A 23679-nucleotide genomic window follows, 5' to 3' on the forward strand; every position below is an offset into this window, starting at 1 on the left:
CTCGCGCATGCTCAGCAACAGGCTGATCAGCTGCTTGTAGGCGTGGTTGCCCGGTCTGGCCAGCGAGCGGGGCGGTCAGACAGGTGAGACGGGATGGTCGGCGAGGGTGAGCCACTGGCCGCCGTAGGCACCGCGTGTCGCGGCCGCCTGCCAGGCCGCATGACCGGACCTCAACACGGCTGATCCCAACCAGAATGATAACCAAGCAGGACATTTCATTTTCACGGGACATGCGTGGGACAGAGCTCCTGACGAAGCATCAGCTGGGCTGCTGACCCGGGAAAACGCCGGAAAGACCGACGGCCTTCGGAGCCGTGTGCGCAGGTTCGAATCCTGCCGGGGGCACAGAAGCCGGACCAGCGTGATCGACCCGCTGACCTGCGGAAGTGCCAGACATTGAGAGCCGGACCCAGTCCCACTGGGTCCGGCTCTTTGTCGCTGTCTGTCACTGGTTCCGTGTGAGGGGCGTGTGAGTCAGATACGGCACCAGGCCCCCTGGCCTGGCGGCTACGCCCAGAGTGATACGACGCTTGCGAAGGCACTGATCAGGACGCCCAGCACCGTCAGCAACGCGGGCCACTTCAGGTTTTCGACCACGAGAGAAAGCGCCGCCAGCTGTGCGTTCTCCCGCGTGCCGAACTCCGCTCTACAGGCCCGATGTCGGAGCCGTGCGGTAGAACTGCCGTCGTACGATCCGTTGTTCGCGCCCGCAATGCGGGAAACGGGGAGGGCGACACAATGAGCGGACTGGCACCAGACCTCAGGTTCATCGCAGAGGGCATGATCAAAGGAGCGATGGGCCTGACAGACACCATGCGTGGAACCCGGGACACGGCCATCGCCCTGTTCCACGAGCTCGGTGAGCAGCTCGGCATGGCAGGAGACGACGACGCGGGGCGCGCATTCGCGAAGGTCTACCGATCGGCCGCCGCCGCCACGTTGGACAAGATCGGATCCAGCGCCTACGTCGTTGGCGAGGCCAGTCGTGGGCTCATGCGCACTGCGCGTGAGTTCATGGCGCAGGAGAGCGCCATGGTGGCAGCGCTGCTCGGAAAGCAGGTGGACCTGACCGCCGGTATGGGCGACCCCGGGCAGGGCTGCCCCGAGAACTACCTCGGTCTGGGCCGAGAGCTTCCCGAGGTGGTGGGCGAGACGGCGTGGTACGAGCAGTACGTCCCCGGCGGCGGCAGCGACCGTTACCGGGGCTCGCCGGATAAACTGCGCGTGGTGGCGGGCTGCTGGCGGCGTGGCGGCAAGCTGATGCTGCGTTTCCTGGAAGATGCGCAGGCAGCCGCGATGACGGCGGACAAGGCGCATTCCGGGGAAGCTGCCGACGCCTTCCGGGCCTACTTCAAGTTGTGCGTCGGGCTGGCCTGCCCACCCGCCCAGGCCCAGGAGGACGAACCACTCGTCGCCAACCTCGTGGCTGCCTGCAACGAGATCGCCAAAGCCTGCGACCGGTACGCCGAACACATCGAGGTGGCCCAGAAGGCGATTCAGCAGCACCAGTTGGATCTCTTCGCGGTGGACATGCCGTGGGACAGCCCCATGTTCGGTGGCAACGGCTTCGACGGCGGCCTCCTGGACGCCGTGCTGGGCGATCCCTGGATCCGGCGTCTCGGGGAGGTGGGCCATGCCCTGGACTCCGCCGAGAAGCGGGTCCGGCTCCCCGAGAGCGGTGGCGGCCCCACCACCCCGGGGCTCCCCTCCGTCCCCCCACTCATTCCCCTGCCGGTTCCCGCGCCGAGGCCGGTGCCGCTCGTCCTCGCCGCGTACACCGGCGGCATGCCGGGGATGGTCCCCGCGATCTACCGGGACCCCGACCCTGGCATCCCGTGGCGAGATCCGATACCTCCGGCGGCCGTCCCTCCGCCGCGGCTCCTGACACCGGCCGAGCGGCAGGATTTCGTCGCCTGGGTCAATACGCTCAAGCCGGCCGGATTCGGGGGAAAGGCAGATCCCCACACCAAGGAGAATCAGTACCAGCTGAGGATCGCCGGCTATCCCGAGCGAATCGTCCCTCTGCCCAAAGACTACGAGAAGCCGGCGATCGGAGCCGACGGGATGCGACCGGCGGACGGAATGATGGTCGACGCCAAGTACGTGGAGGACGCGGACGATGACTGCAGGAAGACGACGTGGCGCCGCCCCTCTACGTTCGAGATCCAGGATGAATTCAAGCCGGACGGAACCAAGAAGTGGAACAAGAAGGACATCCTGATCGGTAGGGACGAGGCCGAACTCGAGAAGTACCGGCAGGCGATGATCGAGCACAAGGAGATTCGAGGTCTGGAGATCGTCACCAACGACAAGGAGGCCGCGGCTTACTGGCAGACACTGATGGCCCTCCAGCAGGTCTCCGGCTCGGCCCGGTACGTGAAGTGATCCAGCGCCGAGGAAGGACGATTCCCACATGACGCACGACGACGACCCGACCACCTTCCTGTTCTACGCGCCGGAGCGGGAGCCCCATGCCTGGGGGCTGGAACTAGCCGGCCTGGGCGAAGCCCTTAGGGAGGCGTTCCACGAGGCCCGCTACAAGGTCCGCCAGGACCGCACGCATCAGGGCGAGCCGTACCTCTCCTTCTGGGCGGCCACCGAGGACGGCACCGAGTACGACGGCGCGGCCACGGTCCACGGGCGTGACTGCGTGATGCTCGCGGACACGACAGCGGGTGCGGCGGCTCCCTTCCTGGTCTGGCTGCGGGACGGATATCTACCCGCCCGCAATCTCATCCGCTTCAGCAGTGAGCCGGCCGTGGAGCGGGGCATCGAGTCGGACTGGCGACTTCCGGCCGACGGGGACGCGGAGCGGGTGGCCGATGAACTCCGGCACCATCTGGCGGTGGTGAAGGGGACCTGAGTCAGGCGGCTGCGACGGTGTCTTACGGCAGTCCGCGCAGAGCGCGGCCGGCCGGAGGGAAGCGGTGGCGGCTGGAGGTGGCTGAGCCGGTACTCCACGAACCGCGCCGGGCGATGGATCGGCACGGGCCCGGACGGCAGACCCGCCGCGGGGTACGGGTGATCTGCGCGGGCGCTACTGAGCGGGCGGGCCAGCGTGATCAGCGGGAGCGCGTGCCCGAAGGGGGACACCACGTCCGTGAAGGGGTCCTTCAAGAAGACGTGACGGGTCCCGGTGTCGGTGTGTGCGTCGACGTGGAGTGGCTGGAAGTGATCGTCGCCGCCGTCACCAGCAGCCCCTCCCCGCACAGCCACGTCCCCGTCAGCGTCGGGAACGGCGACGGGACCAGGATGCGGGCCGTGAAGGTGGAGGTGGCCGGGTGCAGGGTCAGGGTGGCGTCGTGGAAGTCGAGCCAGCGGTGGGTCAGGGGGTACCAGACCTTGTAGACCGTCTCCTTGGCGCTGAAGAGGAGGCGGTCCCACTGGACCTCGGGGTGGTGGGAGGCCAGGGACGTCAGGTGGCGGCGTTCCTCGGGGAGGGTGACCAGGTCGAGGACGCCTTCGTCGGGGAGCGGGAGGTTCGGTTCCGCGTCGATGCCGAGGGCCGTGAGGGCGTCGGCGCGGGTCACCGCGGCCGCGCGGTAGCCCGCGCAGTGGGTGATCGAGCCGATGAAGCCCGACGGCCACTGGGGGGCGCCCTTGGGGTCGCGGAGGAGCGGGGCCGGCGGGGCGCCGAGTTTGGCGAGGGCCTCGCGGGCGCAGCGGCGGGTGGTGGCGAACTCGCGGCGGCGTGGCTCGACGGCGTTCGCCACCAGGGCCGCCTCTTCCGGGAAGAGGGAGTCGGCGGTGTCGTCGGTGAAGGATTCGACCGCGACGACCGAGGCGGGGAGGAGGGATTCGATCATTCCGGGTGTCCCAGGACGCGTAGGGGCCGGTATTCCGCGCCGCCGCGGGGCTTCCACTCGCGGGGGTAGCCGAGCGACACCTCGTGGTGCGGTACGCCGTCCCGGTGGATCAGGCGCGGGATGTGGAGGTGGCCGTAGACCACCGCGGCCGCGCGGTGGCGGACCGGCCAGTCCTCCGTGGCCTCGGTGCCGCACCACAGCGCGAACTCGGGGTAGCGCAGGGCCCGGGTGGGTTCGCGTACGAGGGGGAAATGGTTGACCAGGACCGTCGGCAGGTCCGGCGGGAGCTGCGCGAGCCGGGCCGCCGTGGCGGTGACGCGGGCGCGGCACCAGGCCTCCCGGCTCGGGTACGGGTCGGGGTGGAGGTAGTACTCGTCGGTGCCGACGATCCCGGCCCGCTCGGCGATCCGCAGGGCCTCCTCCTGGGTGCGGGCGCCCTCGGGGCGATAGGTGTAGTCGTACAGCAGGAACAGCGGCGCGATCACCGCCGGGCCGCCCTCGCCCTCCCACACCCGGTACGGGTCCTCGGGGGTGGTGATGCCGAGGCCGCGGCACAGGTCGACGAGGTGGAGGTAGCGCTCCTCGCCGCGCAGTTGTACGGCGTCGGAGGGGGTCGTCCACAGTTCGTGGTTGCCGGGGGCCCAGACCACGTGGGCGAACCGGTCGCGGAGCACGCCGAGCGCCCAGGCGACGTCCTCGACCGACTCGCTGACGTCACCGGCCACCAGGAGCCAGTCGTCGTCCGTCTCCGGCCGCAGCTTCTCGACGACCGCCCGGTTCTCGCCGTGTCGTACGTGCAGGTCGCTGACCGCGAGGAGCCTTCCGGCCATCAGACGGCCTCCAGTCGCGTACGGATGATGCCGGCCACCGCGTCGGTGTGGTGGTCGAGGTAGAAGTGGCCGCCCGGCAGGACCCGCAGGTCGCTGCCGGCCGTCGTGTGTTCGCGCCACGCCGCCGCGGCCTCGACCGGGACCACCGGGTCGCTGTCGCCGACCAGGACGGTCAGCGGGGTGCGCAGCGGCGGGCCGGGCTGCCAGGCGTACGAGCGCAGCGCGCGGTAGTCGGCGCGCAGGGGCGGCATGACGAGCTCCATCAGTTCGGGTTCGTCGAGGATCTCCCCGGCGGTGCCTCCGAGCAGGCGGATCCTCGCGAGGATCTTCTCGTCGGTGTCGAGCAGGTCGGTCCCGGTGGCGTGCCGCGCCGGTGCGGACCGGCCCGACAGGAACAGGTGCCGGGGGCCGGGCAGTCCGCGCCCGTCCAGGGCGCGGGTGAGTTCGTACGCGAGGAGCGCGCCCATGCTGTGGCCGAGGAAGGCGTACGGCCGGCCGTCGTCGCACAGGGGTTTCAGTTGGTCGGCCAGGGCCTCGACCAGGCTGCCGACGTCCTCCAGCGGTGGCTCGTCGCGGCGGTCCTGCCGGCCCGGGTACTGGGCCGCCAGCACGTCGAACTCCGGTGCCAGCCGCCGGCTCAGCGCCAGGTAGGCACCGGCCGCGCCGCCCGCGTGCGGGAAGCAGAACAGCCGTACGCCGCTGCCGGGCGTCGTCGCGAACCGCCGGAACCAGTCACTGGCCATGTGCTTTTCCCCGTTTCCCCGATGGCTGGCGCTCACATTACCGAGGCCGCCGCGGTTCCTCCGGCGAACGGTTGATCGAGTCGTTCTCGTGTGCGAAAGTTCGAGCCGCTGAGGAACCGTCAACGGAACCGTCAACGGACGTCGGGGTCGTCATGCACAAGTCCTTACGTGTCAAGGGCGGCACCGAGTCACAAGCTCCCCGCCCCGGTCGCTTCGCGGGGATGGGGGGTTTCTCGGTCATCTGGGCCGGGCAGGTCGTGTCGCTGGTCGGCAACTCCGTGCTCCGGTTCGCGTTCGTCATCGAGGCCTGGTCGGCCGGTGAACGGGCGACCGCCGTCACCCTGCTCTCGCTGTGCGCCCTGCTGCCGCAGGTGGTGCTCAGCCCCGTCGCCGGAGCGCTGATCGACCGGTCCAGCAAGCGGACCGCCCTCCAACTCGCCGACGGCGGCGGACTCGTGGTCGTCGCCGCCCTGTGCGCCGTGCACTTCGCCGGGGACGGACTGCAGGCCTGGCAGGTGTATCCGGCCGTCGCCCTCCTCGGGGTGAGCGCGGCCTTCCAGTTCCCGGCGATGGCCTCCGCCGTGCCCATGCTGGTGCGTACGGACCAGCTCCAGCGGGCCAACGGCATGCTGGCGAGCGCCAAAAGCACCGCCGAGGTGGGCGGGCCCGCGCTGGGCGGCGTGCTCGTCGCCCTGTCCGGGGTCGGGGTCGTACTCGTCGCCGACCTGATCAGTTTCGTCCTCGCGCTCGTCACCATCCGGCTCGTGCGGTTCGCGGGGGACGCGAGGAAAGCGCGCGCGGCGGCCACCGGGCGGAAGCGGATCCTCCCGGACGCGGTGGCCGGGCTGCGGCACCTGTTCCGGCAGCCGAGCCTGCGCGATCTGATGCTGACGTTCTGCGTGGTGAACCTGGTGATGGTCTTCGGGTTCGCCGCCGTACAGCCCATGGTGCTCGCCCGCACCGGGAACGACGCCGCCGCGCTCGCCGCCGTCAACACCGCCATCGGCGTCGGCGGTGTCGCGGGCGGGCTGCTCATGGCCACCTGGGGCGGGCCGCGGGACCGGGGGCGCGGCATGATGCTCGGCATCATCGGCATGTGCCTGACCTCGCAGGTGGCGATGGCCCTGGCCGACGGGGTCGTGGGGTGGTGCGCGGCCATCTTCGCCGGGGCGCTGCTCATGCCGCTCGTCAACGGCGCCATGCACTCCCTCGTGCAGACCAAGGTGGAGCCGGAGTGGCACGGCCGGGTCTTCGGCGCCGTCATGTTCCTGTCGCAGCTCTCCGTGCCGATCGCCACCGGCGTGTCCGGGCCGCTCGCCGACACCGTCTTCGAGCCGCAGGCGGGCGCCGGGACCGGGCTGTTCACGGTGCTCGGGCCGGTCCTCGGGGACGGGCCCGGCAGCGGCATGGCGGGGATGCTGCTCATCGCCGGGCTGCTGGGCGTCGCCGTGGCCCTGTGGGGGCTCGCCCGGCGCTCCATACGCGAGATCGACGTACTGCTTCCGGACGCCGAGCCCGAGAAGCCGGAGAAGGGGGAAGAGGGATGAGCGACGTACGGACCAATCCGTTCGAGGACGAGGAGGGGCTGTATCTCGTCCTCGTCAACGCCGAGGGGCAGCACTCGCTGTGGCCCGACGGGATCGACGTCCCTGCGGGGTGGACCGTCGCCCTCGGGGCGAGCCCCCGTACGGACGCCCTCGCGTACGTGGAGGAGCACTGGACCGACCTGCGGCCGGTGTGACCGACATGGAGCGTGTGCACGAGCGGTTCGCGGAGCGGGCGCGCCGCGCCCCGGACGCCGTCGCGCTGGTCGACGGCGACGAGCGGCTGACGTACCGGCGGCTCGACGAGGCGGCGGAACGGTTCGCCGGGGCGCTGGCCGACCGCGGGGTGGTGCGGGGCTCGCGCGTGGGCGTGTACCTGGAGCGGTCCGCCGCGATGGTGGTAGCGCTGCTCGGCACGCTCAAGGCGGGCGCCGCGTACGTGATGCTCGACCCGAACTTCCCGGCGGCGCGGCTGCGGGCGATGGCGGCCGACGCGGGTGTCGGTGTCGTCGTGGACCGGGCGGGCGCGCGCTGGGGGCACGGGCCGTCCGTCGACGTGGCGGCCGTGGTGGCCGAGGGCGGGGCGTACGCCCCCGTCGGCGGCGACGCGGGGGACGCGGGCGACGGGGACGCGGGTGACGCCGCGTGCGTGATGTTCACCTCCGGGTCCACCGGGCGGCCCAAGGGCATCGTCGCCTCCCACCACGCCGTCACCGCCACGCTGACCGGGCAGGACTTCGCCTCCTTCGGGCCCGGCGCGGTGTGGTTGCAGTGCGCGCCGGTGTCGTGGGACGCGTTCGCGCTGGAGCTGTGGGGTCCGCTGCTGGGCGGAGGGACCTGCGTGCTGCATCCCGGCCAGCGGCCGGACCCGGTGGTGATGGGGCGGCTCGTCGCCGAGCACGGCGTCACGTCCGCGTACCTGTCCGCCGGGCTGTTCAACGTGATCGTGGACGAGTATCCGCGCGCGCTGGAGGGTGTACGCGAACTCGTCGTCGGCGGCGAGGCGCTGTCGGCGGCGCACGTGGCGCGGGCGCTGGAGCGGTGGCCCAGGCTGCGGATCAGCAACGGCTACGGGCCCGTGGAGGGCATGGTCTTCCTCACCACCCACCGCGTCGAGCCCGCCGATGTGCGGGACGGTGTGACGTCCGTGCCCATCGGGCGGCCGCTGGCGGGCAAGCGGGTATACGTCCTCGACGAGCGGCTGCGGCCCGTGCCGGACGGGGCCGTCGGCGAGCTGTACGCCGCCGGGGCCGGGCTCGCGCTCGGGTACGCCGGTCAGGCCGGGGCGAGCGCGGAGCGGTTCGTCGCCGATCCGTACGGGCCGCCGGGCGGCCGGATGTACCGCACCGGGGACCTGGTGCGGCGGCGGGCGGCGGACGGTGCGCTGGAGTTCGTGGGGCGGGCCGACGCGCAGGTCAAGATACGCGGCTTCCGCGTGGAGCCCGGCGAGGTCGAGGCCGTCCTGGGGAGCCACCCGGGCGTCCGCCGGGTCGCGGTCGTCGCCCGCGAGGACCACTCCGGGGAGCGGCAGCTGGTGGCGTACGTCGTCGGGAACGAGGGCTGTCGGCAGGCGGAGCTGGAGGCCGGGCTGCGCGCGTACGCGAAGAGCGTGCTGGCCGGGCACCTGGTGCCGGGGGCGTTCGTGACGCTGGACGCGCTGCCGCTGACGGGGAACGGCAAGCTGGACCGGGCCGCCCTGCCCGCTCCGGGGGCCGTGGTGAAAGGCCGGGGGCGGGTGCCCGGTGACGCGCGCGAGGCGGCGCTGTGCGGACTGTTCGCCGAGGTGCTGGGCGTGGAGTCGGTCGGCGCGGACGACGACTTCTTCGCGCTGGGCGGGCACTCGCTGCTCGTGGCCCGGCTGCTGGGGCGCATCCACGCGGAGCTGGGCGCCGAGGTCGACGTACGGACACTGTTCGAGGCGCCGACGCCGGCGGCGCTGGCGCCCCGGCTGGCGGCCGTCTCCCCCGTGGAGCCGGCCGCCCCTGATGACGGCACGTCGGTGTCGTACGCCGAGCGCAGGCTGTGGTTCCTGGACCGGCTCGACGCGGGCGTCGCGTACAACATGCCCATGCTGGCCCGGCTGCGCGGGCCCGTGGACCCCGGCGCGCTGGGCGCCGCGCTCGGCGAGGTCGTCGCGCGGCACGAGGCGCTGCGGACGGTGTTCGACGCGGTGGACGGCGAGCCGGTGCGGCGCGTGCTGACGGGGGACGCGGCCCGGCCGCCGTACCGGCACCTGGTCGTGGGCGGCGAGGAGCTGGAGCGGCGGATCCACGAGGAGGCGCGGCACCGGTTCGACCTGAGCGCCGAACTCCCCGTGCGCGGCGTGCTGTTCACCGTGCGGGAGCGGCCCGACGAGCACGCGCTGCTCCTGGTCCTGCACCACATCGCGGCGGACGGCTGGTCGCTGCCGCCCCTCTTCCGCGACCTGTCGCGGGCGTACGCGGGTACGGCGCCGCCCGCCCTGCCGGTCGGGTACGCCGAGCACGCGCGGCGCCGGCGGGAGCGGCTGGCGGAACTGCGCGAACCGCAGCTGGCGTACTGGGAGAAGGCGTTGGCGGGCGTACGGCCGCCGGAGCTGCCGTGGCGCGGCCGGAGCGCTGGGGGGCGTGACGCCGGCACCGTCGTACGGAGCCTGGACGGCGAGGCGCACCGGCGGCTGGTGGAGCTGGGCCGCGCGCACGGGGCCACGCTCTTCATGGTGCTGCACGCGGCGCTGGCCGCCGTGCTCGCCCGGGCGGGCGCGGGCGAGGACACCGCGGTCGCCGCGCCGGTCGCGGGGCGCGGGAACGACGGGACCGTCGACGACGTCGTCGGCTTCTTCGTCAACCTGCTGGTCCTGCGGGCCGACGCGTCCGGCGACCCGACGGTACGGGAGCTGCTGGCGCGCGTCCGGGACACGGACCTGTCGGCGCTCGCGCACCAGGACGTGCCGTTCGAGGAGGTCGTCGACGCGCTGAACCCGGCGCGGCGGCCCGGGCGGCAGCCGTTCACGGACGTGGTCCTGGCCCTCCAGAACAACGCCCGCGCGGAGGTGGACCTGCCGGGCGTCGACGCCTCGGTGGAGGTCGTCCGCACGGGCGCGGCGCGCTTCGAGCTGCTGGTCGACGTGACGGACCGCTACGGGGCGGGTGGTGCGCCACAGGGCGTGGACCTCACCCTGGAGTACCGCACGGCCGCGCTGGACCGCGCGGTGGTGGAGTGGCTCGCCGACGCCCTGGTGGGGGTGTTGGGCGCCGCGGCCGCGGACCCCGACGTCCGGCTCTCGCAGCTGGGCCTCGGCGAGCCGCCCCGCGCCGCGGCCGCCGAGCCCGGACGGCCCGTCCCGGCGCCCGCGCCGCACCCGGCTCCCGACGCCGCGCTCGCGCGGCGGGTCGCGGCGGTGTGGCGGGACGTACTCGGGGTCGAGGAGGTCGGTCCCCACGACGACTTCTTCCTGCTGGGCGGCAACTCCCTGCGCGCGGTGCGCGTCGCCGCGCGCCTGACGAACGAGGGGCTCGGCGGCGGGGCCGTCACCGCGGCTCAGGTCTTCGAGACCCCCACGGTGGCCGGCCTGGCCGCCGCCCTGGAGGCCGCGGCGGGCCGCGAGCGCCCCGCCGACGCACCCATCCCCCGCCGGGCCCGGGTGCCCCGGCAGCGGAGACCCGAGCCGGAGCAGGACCAGGACCAGGACCGGCAGGGGGGCGAGCGGTCGTGGACCTGAGCGTGATGTTCTTCGGCGCGGACGCGCCGGCGGGTGGGACGGACGCGCCGGCGGGTGGCGCGGAGGCGTCGGCGAACGGCGCGGGGACGGGAGCCGGGCGCGGGCGGCATGTGGGGGCGTACGACGACATCCTCGCCATCGCCCGCGCCGCCGACCGGCTCGGGTTCCACGCCGTGTGGACGCCCGAGCGGCACTTCCAGCAGGTCGGGCAGGTGTTCCCCAGTCCGCCCGTACTCAGTGCCGCGCTCGCCGTCGCCACCGAGCGGATCGGGATCCGGGCCGGGAGCGTCGTACTGCCGCTGCACCACCCGCTGCGCGTCGTCGAGGACTGGGCGGTCGTCGACAACCTGTCGCGCGGGCGCGTCGGGCTGTCCGTCGCCACCGGGTGGCACTCCGCCGACTTCGTCGTCTCCCCCGGCGCGTACGCCGACCGGCGGGAGCGCATGCTGCGGGACGTGCCGCTGCTGCGGCGGCTGTGGGCCGGGGAGGCGGTGGAGTTCGAGGACGGCGCCGGCGAGGCGGTGGCCGTGCGGCCCACGCCCGCGCCCGTGCAGGACGCGTTGCCGCTGTGGCTGACCACCTCCGGGAGCCCGGAGACCTGGGAGACGGCCGGGCGGCTGCGGGCCGGCGTGCTGGGGGCGACCGTGGGCCAGAGCCGGGACGAGCTGGCCGGGAAGATCGCCCGTTACCGGGCGGCCTTCGCCACCGCGCACGCCGCTGCAGCCGCAGCCGCACCCGAGCAGGACGGGACCGGGCCGGGCGGAACCGAGCAGGAGTGGGCCCGGCAGAGCCGCAGCCCGCACGGCGGGAGCCCGCACGACGAGGTCCGGCACGGCGGCAGCCCGCACAACGAGGTCCGGCACGGCGGCAGCCCGCACAACGGGGCCCCGCACCGCGGCTTCGGGGCTCGTGGGCGCGTCACGCTCATGGCGCACACCTTCGTCGGGGAGGACGACGCGCACGTACGGCGGCTGGTGGCGGAGCCGCTGACCGCGTACCTGCGGTCGTACGTGCGGCAGACCTCCGCCAACCGATCCGCCGACCGGCGCACCGCCGGGCTCACGGACGAACAGACGGCGCTGATGGCCGAGTTCGCCTTCCGCCGCTATCTCACGTGGGGCTCCCTGCTCGGCTCCGCCGAGACCTGCCGCACGATGCTCGCCGACCTGCGCGAGCTGGGCGTCGACGAGGTCGCCTGCTTCATCGACTTCGGCCTCGGCCGGGACGAGGTGCTGGCCGGGCTGCACCGGCTGGCGGAACTCCAGGAGGAGCTCTAGATGGTGTCGACGGCTGACCGCTTCCGCGCGCTCGGCTCCGAGCAGCGCGTACGGCTCATGCGGCGCCTGGTGGAGTCGGGGCGGGCCGGGTCCGTGCCCGCCGTCGTACCGGTCCGGGACGGGGACGGTGGCGCGCCCGTGCGGCTCGGTCCCGCGCAGGAGGACCTGTGGGTGTACGACTCGCTGTATCCGGGGACCCCGGCGCTGAACCTGTGCTCGGCGTACCACTTCGACGGGCCGGTCGACCCCGCGCACCTGGCGGCGGCGCTCACGCTGGTGCGGCGGCACCACGACGTCCTGCGGGCGCGGATCCGGGGCCGGGCCGGGGACCTGTGGCTGGAGTTCCCGGACGAGGGGCCCTTCGTGCTGGAGCGGGAGGACCTGCGGGGGACGGGGCGCGACATCGCGCAGGCGCTGGAGGCGTTCCGGCGGCGGCCGTTCGACCTGGCGGGCGACCGGCTGATGCGGGCGCGGTTCGTCACGGTCGACGACCGGCGGTCCACGCTGATGCTGAGCCTGCACCACATCATCACCGACTGGTGGTCCTTCGACGTGCTGCAGAGCGAGTTCGCGGAGGCGTACCGGGCGGTGCGGGACGGGACCGCGCCCCGGCTGACGCGCCCGGCCGTGCAGTACGCCGACTTCGCCGCCTGGCAGGGCGAACTGGAGGCCGCCGGGGTCTTCGAGGCGCGGCTCGGCTTCTGGCGGCGCTACCTCGCCCAGCCGCCGGGGGCGCTGACCGTGCCCGGTACGCCGGCCGGGGCCGGCCCCGGGATCGCGCAGGTGCCGTTCCGGGTGGAGCGGGAGACGGCGGACGCGGTACGGGCGCTGGCGCGGGAGCGGGGCGCGTCGGTGTACGTGGTGCTGATGGCGGCGTTCGCGGTGCTCGCGCACCGGCTGTCGGGCGCCGGGGACCTGGTGCTGGGCACGCCGACCGCGAACCGGGCCGCCAAGGGCCTGGAGCGGGTCATCGGATACGTCATGAACGCCGTGCCCACGCGGTGGCGGATCGGGCCGCAGGACTCCTTCGGGGAGGTGCTGGGCCGGTTCGCGGCCGACTTCCCGGAGCTGATGGCCAACGCCGACGTGCCGGTGGGGCGGATCGTCTCGGCGGTGGCGCCGGAGCGGGACGCGGGGCGCTCTCCGCTGTTCCAGTGGGTGTTCATGCACCTGGCGCAGCAGCGCAGTGTGCGGGCGCTGAGCGAGTTCGCCGTACCGGAGCGCATCCACACGGGCGGTGAGCACGACCTGGTCGGCATCGTCCGGGACGCCGCCGACCCGGCCGAGGGCATGACGGGCAGCTTCGAGGTGCGGACGGAGCTGTTCGCGCCGGAGGCGGTGGCGCGGTGGGCCGAGGCGTACGTGGAGTTGCTGCGGCGGGTCACGGCGGCGCCGGACGCGCCGGTGCGCGACCACGAGCTGGTGCCGGCGGCGGAGCGGGCACGGCTGCTGGCCGCCTCGGCGGGACCGGCGGGGCCGGAGCCGGTCGCGCTGCCCGGGCTGGTGGCGCGGCAGGCGGCGCGTACGCCCGATGCCGTGGCGCTGGCCTGCGGTGACGTCGCGTTGACGTACGCCGGACTCGCCGACCGGGTGGACCGGCTGGCCGGGCTGCTCGCGGCGCACGGCGCCGGGCCCGGGCGGCTCGTGGCGCTGGCGCTGGGGCGGACGCCCGCGATGGTGGTGGCCGCGCTGGCGGTGCAGCGGGCGGGGGCGGCGTACCTGCCGGTCGACCTCGACTATCCGGCCGAGCACGTGCGGTACGTGCTGGAGGACGCGGCGCCGGTGCTGCTGGTGACGGGTGGTCAGGACGTCGGCGTGCCCGGTGAGGTGCCGCTGCTCGTCCTGGACGAGGGGGCGTACGGAGCGCACGGGCCGCTTCCCGTACGGGAGGCGGGCGCGGACGACACCGCGTACGTCATCTACACCTCCGGCACCACCGGGCGGCCCAAGGGGGTCGTCGTCACGCACCGGGGCATCGCCGCGCTGGGGCACAGCTACGCGGAGCGGTTCGGGCTCGGGCCCGGCGACCGGGTGCTCCAACTGGGGTCGCCCGCCTTCGACATCTCGGTCGGTGAGGCGGCGATGGCGTTCGCGGCCGGGGCGACGCTGGTCGTGGCGCCGCCGGGGCCGCTGGTGGGGGCCGCGCTCGGGGACGTGCTGGCCCGGGAGCGGATCACCTGCACCCTGCTGCCGCCGTCGGTGCTGGCGACCGTGCCGGAGGGCGCGTACCCGGACCTGCGGGTGATCGCCTCGGGCGCGGAGGCCTGCCCGCCGGACCTGGTGGCCCGCTGGGCCGGTCCCGGAAGCGGGCGGCGGTTCCACAACGCGTACGGGCCCACCGAGTCGACCGTCGGCGCCACCGCGTCGGGCCCGCTGGTGCCGGACGGGCGGACGCCGCCGATCGGGACGCCGGTGGCGGGGACGCGCGCGTACGTCCTCGACGCGCGGCTGCGGCCGGTTCCGGCGGGGGTGCGCGGCGAGCTGTACCTGGCGGGTGACGGGCTGGCGCGCGGCTACCTGGGGCGGCCGGGACCGACCGCCGAGCGGTTCGTCGCCGACCCGTACGGGCCGCCGGGCGCGCGGATGTACCGGACGGGGGACCTGGCGCGGTGGCGCGAGGACGGGTCGCTGGACTGCCTGGGCCGCGCGGACGACCAGGTGAAGCTGCGCGGCTTCCGGGTCGAGCCGGGCGAGGTGGCGGCCGTGCTCGCGGAGCATCCGGCGGTCGGGCGGGCCGTGGTGGTGGCGCGTGGCGGGCGGCTGGTGGCGTACGTGGTGCCGAACGGCTCCCTCGGTGCCGGCGACGTGCTCGCGCACGCGGCCGGGCGGCTGCCCGCGCACATGGTGCCCGCCGATGTGGTGGTGCTCGACGCCCTGCCGGTCGCCGCGAACGGCAAGCTGGACCGGGACGCCCTGCCCGAGCCGGGCGGGGTGGCGGAGGGCGGACGGGCTCCGGCCACCGGGCGCGAGGAGGTGCTGTGCGGCCTGTTCGCGGGCGTCCTGGGCAGGGCGTCGGTCGGCGCGGACGACGACTTCTTCCGGCTCGGCGGCGACAGCATCATGGCGATCCAGCTGGCCGGGCGGGCGCTGACGGAGGCGGGGCTCGCGTTCACGCCCCGGGACGTGTTCACGGCGCGGACCCCGGCGGGGCTGGCGCGGGTGGCGCGGGAGGCCCGGGAGGCCGCTCCGGCATCCGGGGACTCCGGGGTGGGGCGGCTGCCGCTCACGCCCGTCATGCGGTGGTGGCGCGAGCAACTCCGTGAACACGGCGGTGATCCGGCCGCCTTCACGCAGTCGATGGTCTTCCCCGTACCGGACGGGGTGTCGTACGAGCGGGTGACCGCCGCCGTGCAGGGGCTGGTGGACCGGCACGGGGCGCTGCGGATGCGGCTGGTCGGGGGCGGCCCGGACGCGGGCCCGGGCGCGGAGTGGGAGTTGGAGGTCCGGCCCGTCGGGGACGTACGGGTGGAGGTCCTGCGTGCGGCTCCGGAGGACGAGCGGCTGGACCCGGCGCGGGGCGAGATGCTGCGGGCCGTCCTGGACGGTGACCGCTTGCTGCTGACCGTGCACCACCTCGCGGTCGACGGCGTGTCCTGGCGGGTGCTCGGGCCCGAGCTGGCCGCCGCGCTGGCGGGGTCCCCGGTCCGGGAGGCGGGCGGTACGTCCTTCCGGCGGTGGGCGCAGCTGCTGCGCGAGGAGTCGGCGCGGCCGGAGCGGGTGGACACCGAAGCGCCCTGGTGGGAGCGGGCGTTGTGGGGCGGCGGTCCGGACGGCCGGATCGCGGGCGGGCGCGGTGCCGGGGCGCCCCGGGCCGGCTTCACCGTGGAGTTCGGCGCCGGGGTGACGGAGGCCGTGCTGGGCGCCGTACCGGCGGCGTTCCACTGCGGTACGGACACGGTGCTGCTGGCCGCGCTGACGGTCGCCGTGGAGCGGTGGCGCGGCGGCGGCTCCGGTGTGCTGGTGCACCTGGAGGGGCACGGCCGCGAGGCGCCGGCGGACGGGGTGGGCGGGGTGGACGTGTCCCGGACCGTCGGCTGGTTCACCACCCAGTACCCGGTACGGCTGGACGCGGGCGGTGCGGCGGGGGCGGCGGCCCCGGGCGAGGCGCTGAAGCGCGTCAAGGAGCAGCTGCGCGCGGTGCCGGACGGGGGCCTCGGGTGGGGGCTGCTGCGGTACCTGAACCAGGACACGGCGCCGAAGCTGGCGGCCCTGCCCGTGCCCGACCTCCGCTTCAACTACCTGGGGCGGCTGGGCGGGGCCGATGTGGCCGGGGGCGAGCTGCTGGGCGCGGCGGCCGCGGCGATGCCGCTGGGGCACGCGCTGGAGATCGACGCGGTGGCCCTGGACCGGGGCCTGGTCGCCGGGTGGTCGTACGCGGAAGGCGTCCTGGCCGACGGCGAGGTGCGGCGGCTCGCGGAGCTGTGGCGCGAGGCGGTCGAGGCGCTGGTCGCGGAGGCGGCCCGGGAGGGCGCGGGCGGGCACACGGCGTCGGACTTCGACCTGGTGGAGCTGTCGCAGGAGCAGCTGGAGATGCTGGAAGGGGACTGGTGAGCGGGAGCGGGGACCACGGGGGCGGGGCCCGCCGGGTCGCGGCGCACGGCGGCGGGCCCGGCCCCATGGCCGGCAGCGGGGCCCACGGCGGCCGGTCCGGCCCCACAGCCGACGGCCGGTCCGGCCCGGCAACCGTCGGCCGGTCCGGCCCGGCAACCGTCGGCGGAACTCACAGCGGCCGGCCCGGCCCCACAGCCGACAGCGGGTCCGGTGGCGGGCGGATCGCGGACGTCCTGCCGCTGGCGCCCGCGCAGGAGGGGCTGTACTTCCACGCCGTACGGGACGCCGGGGACGGCGAGCCGGACCCGTACGTGGTGCAGGCGCGCTTCCGGGTCGCCTCCGGCACCCCGGTCCCGGTGCGGCAGGCCGTGGCGGCGCTGCTGGAGCGGCACCCGAACCTGAAGGCGGGCTTCCGGCACGAGCGGCTGGCGCAGCCGGTGCAGCTGATCCCGCGCGAGGTGGCGGTCGAGTGGCGGGAGCCCGCCGACGGGGACGTACGGGAGGTGATGGCCGAGGAGCGGGCACGGCGGTTCGACGTGCGGCGGCCGCCGCTGGTGCGGGGCGCCCTGGTGACGGGCCGCGACCTCGTCCTGACCTTCCATCACCTGCTCCTCGACGGCTGGTCGCTGCCGCTCCTGGAACGCGACCTCGCCGCGCTCTGCACCGACGGGCCGCTGCCGCCGCCCGTCCCCTACCGGGACTACCTGGCCTGGCTGCGGCGGCAGGACGCCGACGCGGCGCGTGCGGCGTGGCGCGAGGCGCTGGCGGGCCTGGAGCGGCCCCGGCTGCTGTCCCCGTCCGGCCCCGCCGACGCGGCCGAGGTCCACGACGTGGAGCTCTCCGCCGCGCTCACGACCGCGGTGGCGCGGCGGGCCGCCGCGTGCGGGGTCACCGTCAACACCGTCGTCCAGGCCGCCTGGGCGCTGGTCCTGCACCGCATGACGGGCGGCGGCGCGCGTGACGTGGTGTTCGGGGCCGTGGTCTCCGGCCGGCCGCACGACCTGCCGGGCGTGGAGAGGATGGTGGGCCTCTTCGTCAACACGCTGCCGGTACGGGTACGGCTGCGCGACCGCGAGCCGGTGGGCGGGCTGCTGGCCCGCCTCCAGACCGAGCAGCTGCGCCTCGCGCCGTACCACCACGTGCGGCTCGCGGAGGTGCAGCGGGAGGCGGGGGCCGGGGACCTCTTCGACACGGTGCTGGCGTTCGAGAACTTCCCGCGCTCCGGCGCGGACGGTGCCGCCGCCGTGCGCCTCGTCGAGGCGAGGGACGCCACCCACTACCCGGTGACCGTGGCCGTCGTCGCGGGCGAGCGCATGCTGCTGCGCATCGGCTGCCGCCGGGGCATCGCGCCCGGCGCGGTGGCGGCGCGGCTGGCGCACGCCCTGGAGGAGCTCGCGGGCGACCCGGGCCGCCCGGTGGCCCGGCTGGACGTCCTGCCGCCCGAGGAGCGCGCCGCGCTGCGGGCGGCGGGGGCGGGGCCGGCGCGTCCGCCCGCCGAACCGGCGACGGTGGTGGAGCGGTTCGCGCACCAGGTATCACGCGCCCCCGGGGCGGTGGCGCTGCGCGCCCCCGACGGCGCGCTCTCGTACGCCGAGCTGGCGGCCGCCTCGGACGCGCTCGCCGGGCGCCTGGCCGCCTCCGGGGTCCGGCGGGGCGACACCGTGGCGCTGCCGCTGCCGCGCTCGCCGGAGCTGGTGGTGGCGCAGTTGGCGGTGGTCAAGGCGGGCGCCGCGTACCTTCCCCTGGACCCGGCCCAGCCGTCCGCCCCGCTGGGCCGGCTCCTCGCCTCCTCGGGGGCGCGTCTCGCCGTGACGGCGGGCCCCACGCCGTGGCTGCCGCGCGAGGTGGCCGAACTCCGCCTCGACGCGCCGGGCCCTACCGAGGCCGACGGGCAGGGCCAGGGCCTCACCGAGGCCGGCACGCAGGGCTCGCCGGCGGCCGCCGTCGTCGCGCCGGCTCCCGACGACGCCGCCTGCGTCATGTACACCTCGGGCTCCAGCGGCGAGCCGAAGGGCGTCGTCGTCCCCCACCGCGCGATCGTCGAACTCGCCGCCGACCGGCGCTTCGAGGGCGGGGCCCACCGCCGCGTGCTGTTCCACAGCGCGCACACCTTCGACGCCGCCACCTACGAGGTGTGGGTGCCGCTCCTCACCGGCGGGACCGTCGTCGTCGCGCCCCCGGAGCCGGTGACGCCCGGCCTCCTCGAGCGGCTGCTGCCCGACGAGGGCGTCACCGCGCTGTGGCTGACCGCCGAGCTGTTCCGCGTGGTCGCCGACGCCGCGCCCGAGGCGCTGTCCGGTCTGCGCGAGGTGTGGGCCGGCGGCGACGTCGTGGCACCGGAGGCCGTACGCCGCGTGCGGGAGGCCTGTCCCGGCACCCGGGTCGTCATCGGGTACGGACCCACCGAGACCACCGTGTTCGCCACCGCCGGGCCCGAGGGCATCGGGCGGCCCCTGGACCGGACCCGTACGTACGTCCTCGACGCCGCCCTGCGCCCCGTCCCGGACGGCACCACCGGCGAGCTGTACGTCGCCGGGGCCGGTCTCGCGCGCGGCTACCTGCACCGGCCCGGGCTCACCGCCGAGCGGTTCGTCGCCGACCCGTACGGGCCGCCCGGCGCCCGCATGTACCGCACCGGGGACCTGGTGCGGCGCCGCCCCGACGGGGTGCTGGAGTTCGAGGGCCGCGCCGACGCGCAGGTCAAGGTGCGGGGCTTCCGCGTCGAGCCCGCGGAGGTCGAGGCGGCGCTGGGGCGCTGCGCCGGGGTCGTCCGCGCGGTCGTCACCGCTCGGGCAACGGGTCCGGACGGCGGCAGTGGTGGCGGCGGCAAGGTGCTCGCCGCGCACGTCGTCCTCGCGCCGGGCGCCGCGCTGAGCGCCGTACGGCAGGAGGCGGCGCGGGCCCTGCCGCAGCACCTGGTGCCGTCGCTGTGGGCGCGTGTCGACGCCGTACCGCTGACGGCGCACGGCAAGGTGGACCGGGCGGCGCTGCCGGAGCCCGGGGCACCGGCGGAATCGCGCCGCGCGCCCCGGCCCGGGCGGGAGGCGGCGCTGTGCGCGCTGTTCGCCGAGGTGCTCGGCGTGGACGCGGTCGGCCCCGACGACGACTTCTTCGCGCGCGGCGGCCACTCGCTGCTCGCGCTCCGGCTGGCCTCGCGGATCGAGACGGCGCTCGGCGTCCGCGTCCCCCTCGCCGCGCTGTTCGAGGCCCCGGCCCCGGCCGCGCTCGCCGACCGCCTCGGCCGGGACGCCGACGACGGGTTCGGGCCGCTGGTCACCCTGCGCCCCGGGCGGCCGGACCGTACGCCGCTGTTCTGCGTGCACCCGGGCTTCGGCCTCGGCTGGGCGTACACGGCGCTGCTGCCGCACCTCTCCCCCGGCCTGCCGGTCCTCGCCCTCCAGTCCCCGGCCATGCGCGGCGGGACGGACCTGCCCGCCGATCTGGGCGCGATGGCGGAGGGGTACGTCGAGCGGATCCGCGCCGTGCGGCCGCACGGCCCGTACCTCCTCGTCGGGCGTTCCTTCGGCGGGGTGCTCGCCCACGAGATGGCCGTCCGACTGCGGCGGGCGGGCGAGGAGGTGGGACTGCTGGCGGTGCTGGACGCGATGCCGAAGCCGGCGGCGGCCGGGCCGCTCGACCCGGCGGCCGTCGAGCGGGAGGCGCTGCGGCTGCTGCTGCGCAACAACCAGGTGCCGCCGGGCGCGGGGCCGCTGGTCCGGGCCGAGGTGTTCGCGCGCGTACGCGAGGGGGACGGCGTCCTCGCCGGGTTCGACGACGCGCGGCTCGCGGCCGTGGCGGACTCGTTGGTCCACCACATCCGGCTGGCGCGCGCCTGGCGGCCGTCGCCGTACGACGGGCGGGTGACGCTCTTCTCGGCGACGCGCGCGGCCGAGGCGACGACGGAGGAGAAGGCGGCGGCGTGGCGGCCGTGGGCGGCGGCGCTGGACGTCCACGAACTGGACTGCGCCCACAGCGAGGTGCTGGACGCGGAACCGGCGGCGGCCGTCGCCGCCGTCCTCGACGACGTACTACGGGGGAAGCCATGACGGAGTTCGACGAGGTGGAGGAGTACGAGTTCCCGGTCTCGGACGCGCAGAGCCGGCTGCTCGTCCTGGACCAGCTGGACCCGGGCTCCGCGCAGTACAACGTGCCCGCCGCCTTCACCGTGCGCGGCCCCTTCGACGTGGCCGCGTTCCGCCGCGCGCTGGACGCGCTGGTGGCGCGGCACGAGGCGCTGCGTACCGTCTTCCGGATGTCGGAGGGCGCGCCCGTACAGATCGTCGCGTCGGCCGGCCGGGCGGCGGTGCGGGCGGAGACCGGTGTCCCGGTGGGCGAGGCGGACGCGCGGATACGGGCGGAGGCGGCGCGGCCGTTCGACACGGCGGCCGGGCCGCTGCTGCGCGCCACCGTGTACGCGCTGGACGACGGCTCGCACCGGGTGCTGCTCGTCGCCCACCACCTGGTGTGCGACGGCTGGTCGCTCCAGGTGCTCCTGCGGGACCTGTCGGCGGCGTACGAGGCGGAGGTGAAGGGGGTGCCGGACGTGCTGCCCGAGCCGCCGCTGCAGTACCCCGACTACGCGGCCTGGCAGCGCGAGCGGATGGAGGGGGGCGCGTACGACCGGGCCGTGGCGCACTGGGCCGAGCAGCTGCGCGGGGCGCCCGGCACGGTGGCGCTGCCGCTGGACCGGCCGCGCGCGGCGGTGCGGTCGGCGGCGGGCGGGAGCGTGCGGTTCCGGATCGGCGCGGCGGTGCGGGAGCGGCTGGCGGCGGTGGCCCGGACGCGCGGGGCCACGCCCTTCATGGGGCTGTTCGCGGTGTACGCGGCGTTCCTGGGGCGCCTTTCGGGGCGTGAGGACCTGGTGATCGGGTTCCCGGTGTCGGGGCGCGACCGGCCCGAGCTCCAGGAGACGGTCGGCATGCTCACCAACACGCTGGCGCTGCGCGTCGACCTGTCCGGCGACCCCTCGTACGGCGAGCTGGTCGCCCGGCTGCGCGAGCGGCTGGTGGCGGGCCGGCCCTACGAGGACGCGCCGTTCGAGGCGGTCGTCGACGCGGTCGCGCCGGCCCGGGAGACCAGCCACGACCCGGTGGTGCAGGTGGTGTTCGCGTACGACGACGACACCGAGCTGTCGGCGGCGCTGGCGGGCGCGGAGGTCACGCGCGCCGAGGTGGAGGTGGAGGCGGCCAAGTTCGACCTGCACCTGCACGTGGAGCGGTGGGGGGAGGAGCTGGCGGCGCAGTTCATCTACCGCGCGGGGCTGTTCGACGCGGCGACGGTACGCGCGTGGGCGCGGTCCTTCGAGACGCTGCTGTCGAGCGCCCTGGCCCGGCCCGACGTGCCGCTGTCCCTGCTGGACGCCGTCCCGGCGGACGAGCGCGCCCGGGTGGTGGCGGCGGCCGACCGTACGGCCGAGGCGGCTTCCGTGGACCGCCTGGTGCCGGACCTGGTCGCGGACCGCGCGGCCGAGCGTCCGGACGCCACGGCCCTCGTCTGCGGCGAGGTCCGCCTCACCTACCGCGAGCTGCTGGCCCGCGCCGACGCCCTGGCCTCCCGGCTCCGCGCCGCGGGCGCCCGCCCCGGCGTCCGCGTCGGCCTGCTGCTGCCGCGCTCGGCGGACATGGCGGTCGCGGCCCTCGCGGTCCTGCGCGCGGGCGCCGCGTATGTTCCCCTGGACCCGGCGAACCCGGACGCGCGCCTGCGCTACATGGCCGGGGACTCGGGCATGTCGCTGCTGCTGGTGGCGGCGGGGACGGCGGACCGGGACCTGGGGGTGCGGGCGCTGCACGTCGACGAGCCGGACGGGGAGGCGGCCACCCCGGCGCCCGGAGCGGCGCCGGTGCTCCCGCCCGGGCCCGACGACCTCGCGTACGTCCTCTACACCTCCGGCTCCACCGGCGTGCCCAAGGGCGTGGCCGTGGCGCACCGGGCGCTGGTGAACCTGGCCGTCGCCGTGCGGCCGGTGTTTCCGGTCACGGCCGAGGACCGGGTGCTGCAGTTCGTGTCGTTCGGGTTCGACGTGGCCGTCTCCGACCTGTTCTTCCCGTGGGTCGCGGGGGCCGAGCTGCACGTCGCGCAGGAGCACGAGCGGCTCGGGGACGGGCTGTTCGCCCGGTTGCGGGACAGCGGGATCACCTACGTGTTCCTGCCGCCGTCCGCCGCGATGATGCTGCCCGAGGGGGCGGGGGGCGCGCTGCCCCGGCTGCGGACGCTCGCCGTCGGCGGGGAGGCGTGCCCGGCGGAGCTGGTGGAGCGGCTGGCCGGGCCCGGGCGGCGGATCGTCAACGCGTACGGGCCCAGCGAGGCCACCGTGTACTCCACCACCGCCGAGCTGCGCCCCCGCGAACCGGTCGTCATCGGGCACGCCGTGCCCGGCGCCCGCACCTACGTGCTGGACGCGCGGCTGCGGCCGGTGCCCGTCGGGGTCACGGGCGAGGTGTACGTGGCCGGGGCCTCGCTGGCGCGCGGCTACATCGGACGCCCCGGCATGACCGCCGAGCGGTTCGTCGCCGACCCGTACGGTCCGCCGGGCACCCGCATGTACCGCACCGGGGACCTGGGCCGGATCGACGCGCACGGGGTGCTGCACTACCTCGGGCGGAGCGACGCGCAGGTGAAGCTGCGCGGCTTCCGCGTCGAGCTCGGCGAGGTCGAGGCGCTGCTGGCGGGCGTGGACGGGGTGGTGATGGCCGCCGCGGCCGTGCGCGGTGACCGGCTGGTGGCGTACGTCGTCGGGGACGCGCCCGACGAGGCGCTGCGCGCCCGGCTGGCGGAGCGGCTGCCCGGCTACATGGTGCCCGAGGTCTTCGTGCGTCTGGACGGGCTGCCGCTGAACCGCTCCGGCAAGATCGACCGGGCCGCCCTGCCCGAACCCCCGGCCGAGCGGCCGCCGTTGGCGGAGTCGTACGCCGCGCCGGGCGGCGACACCGAGCGCCGCGTCGCGGAGGTGTGGGCGCGGGTGCTGACGCTCGACCGGGTGGGCGTGCACGACAACTTCTTCGAACTGGGCGGCAATTCGGTGCGGCTGCTGGCCGTCCTGGCGGCCCTGCGCCGCGCCGGGTACGGCGAGGACGCGCTGACCCTCGTCGACCTCTTCCGGCACCCGACGGTCGCCGCGCTCGCCGCGCACCTGGACGGCGGCGCACCGCCGGCCCGCGGGACGTCTCCGCGGCGGGACCGCGCCGCCACCGCACGAAGGCTCCGCAGCAACCGGAAAGGCCACTGAACG

Annotated in this window: 12 protein-coding genes; 9 read left to right on the forward strand and 3 right to left on the reverse strand. The window is 75.5% G+C overall.

What is annotated here, in order from left to right:
* The first annotated feature begins 738 nt into the window (after positions 1 to 738).
* Positions 739 to 2385, forward strand: coding sequence for a restriction endonuclease fold toxin-2 domain-containing protein (locus tag AB0A69_RS12385; RefSeq protein WP_361419101.1), 1647 nt, complete (start codon positions 739 to 741; stop codon positions 2383 to 2385).
* Positions 2386 to 2413: 28 nt separating this feature from the next.
* A complete protein-coding gene (locus AB0A69_RS12390; RefSeq protein ID WP_361419104.1) occupies positions 2414 to 2863 on the forward strand; it encodes a hypothetical protein in 450 nt (149 codons plus the stop codon).
* A 250-nt stretch (positions 2864 to 3113) separates the two neighbouring features.
* Here the strand turns inward: AB0A69_RS12390 and AB0A69_RS12395 are convergent, their stop codons facing one another.
* From AB0A69_RS12395 to AB0A69_RS12405, 3 genes are read right to left on the reverse strand one after another with little or no spacing between them, the layout of a single operon-like run.
* Positions 3114 to 3806: a 4'-phosphopantetheinyl transferase superfamily protein gene (locus AB0A69_RS12395; protein WP_361419107.1), complete on the reverse strand. Its 693-nt coding sequence runs from the start codon at positions 3804 to 3806 to the stop codon at positions 3114 to 3116.
* Positions 3803 to 4636 carry a metallophosphoesterase gene (locus tag AB0A69_RS12400; RefSeq protein WP_361419110.1) on the reverse strand — a complete coding sequence of 278 codons (834 nt, stop codon included), beginning with the start codon at positions 4634 to 4636 and terminating at the stop codon, positions 3803 to 3805. The genes AB0A69_RS12395 and AB0A69_RS12400 overlap by 4 nt, the downstream gene beginning before the upstream one ends.
* Positions 4636 to 5379, reverse strand: a complete 744-nt coding sequence (locus AB0A69_RS12405) for an alpha/beta fold hydrolase (RefSeq protein ID WP_361419113.1) — start codon at positions 5377 to 5379, stop codon at positions 4636 to 4638. The genes AB0A69_RS12400 and AB0A69_RS12405 overlap by 1 nt, the downstream gene beginning before the upstream one ends.
* 221 nt (positions 5380 to 5600) lie before the next feature.
* Between AB0A69_RS12405 and AB0A69_RS12410 the strand changes: the two genes are divergently transcribed.
* The 7 genes from AB0A69_RS12410 to AB0A69_RS12440 are packed head-to-tail and all read left to right on the forward strand — an operon-like array spanning position 5601 to position 23676.
* Complete coding sequence (locus AB0A69_RS12410; RefSeq protein WP_361419116.1) at positions 5601 to 6926, forward strand: MFS transporter; 1326 nt, start codon at positions 5601 to 5603, stop codon at positions 6924 to 6926.
* On the forward strand, positions 6923 to 7120 hold the full coding sequence (locus AB0A69_RS12415; RefSeq protein ID WP_361419119.1) for an MbtH family protein: 198 nt from the start codon (positions 6923 to 6925) through the stop codon (positions 7118 to 7120). Before AB0A69_RS12410 ends, AB0A69_RS12415 begins: the two co-directional genes overlap by 4 nt.
* Positions 7121 to 7125: 5 nt before the next feature.
* Positions 7126 to 10623, forward strand: a complete 3498-nt coding sequence (locus tag AB0A69_RS12420; protein ID WP_361419122.1) for an amino acid adenylation domain-containing protein — start codon at positions 7126 to 7128, stop codon at positions 10621 to 10623.
* Positions 10614 to 11900 (forward strand): MupA/Atu3671 family FMN-dependent luciferase-like monooxygenase, encoded by a 1287-nt coding sequence (locus tag AB0A69_RS12425; RefSeq protein ID WP_361419125.1) that lies wholly within the window; start codon positions 10614 to 10616, stop codon positions 11898 to 11900. The genes AB0A69_RS12420 and AB0A69_RS12425 overlap by 10 nt, the downstream gene beginning before the upstream one ends.
* The gene (locus AB0A69_RS12430) at positions 11901 to 16451 is read left to right on the forward strand and encodes an amino acid adenylation domain-containing protein (protein ID WP_361419128.1); all 4551 of its coding nucleotides are present in this window, start codon (positions 11901 to 11903) and stop codon (positions 16449 to 16451) included. It abuts the gene before it with no gap.
* The gene (locus AB0A69_RS12435) at positions 16448 to 20497 is read left to right on the forward strand and encodes an amino acid adenylation domain-containing protein (protein WP_361419131.1); all 4050 of its coding nucleotides are present in this window, start codon (positions 16448 to 16450) and stop codon (positions 20495 to 20497) included. Before AB0A69_RS12430 ends, AB0A69_RS12435 begins: the two co-directional genes overlap by 4 nt.
* On the forward strand, positions 20494 to 23676 hold the full coding sequence (locus tag AB0A69_RS12440) for an amino acid adenylation domain-containing protein (protein ID WP_361419134.1): 3183 nt from the start codon (positions 20494 to 20496) through the stop codon (positions 23674 to 23676). The genes AB0A69_RS12435 and AB0A69_RS12440 overlap by 4 nt, the downstream gene beginning before the upstream one ends.
* Positions 23677 to 23679 lie beyond the last annotated feature (3 nt).

The sequence above is a fragment of the Streptomyces sp. NPDC045431 genome (assembly GCF_040646655.1).
Lineage (GTDB): Bacteria > Actinomycetota > Actinomycetes > Streptomycetales > Streptomycetaceae > Streptomyces.